At 59.7% G+C, this 350-nt stretch carries 1 protein-coding gene; it reads right to left on the reverse strand.

Annotation, left to right across the window (positions count from 1 at the left end; all coding sequences use genetic code 11):
- Positions 1 to 350, reverse strand: a 350-nt coding sequence (locus I0P70_RS21235; protein ID WP_230392349.1) for a PA14 domain-containing protein, incomplete at both ends; no start/stop codon positions are given.

Here is a 350-nt window from a genome sequence, read left to right on the forward strand (position 1 = left end):
TAGCGCTTGCCGGCCTCCAGGGTGATCTTGGCAGACTGCTGGCTTGCGTTCTTGGTCCACTCACGCGGGTTGGTCCAGGTGCTTGACAGGGCGATGCGCGTCTTCTTGGCTGGGTCCTCGCTTGTGCTCAGGTACAGCTCAGCCACGTCGTCGGCCGCGATCCAGAAAGTGTACTGGCCTGAGGCAGGAGCCGTCACGTAGCCGCGGATGCGCTGGCCGTAGTTGTTGCCCTGGCCTGTTGGCGCCTCAAACGAGCTTATTGCGCTCGAAGAAGTTGGGTTCGTGTTTACTGGTACCACGCTGATGGTAGAACCGTGTACGTTTGACCAGAAGTCACGTGTGATCTTGCC

The organism is Pontibacter sp. FD36 (assembly GCF_015686655.1).
Taxonomy (GTDB): Bacteria; Bacteroidota; Bacteroidia; order Cytophagales; family Hymenobacteraceae; genus Pontibacter.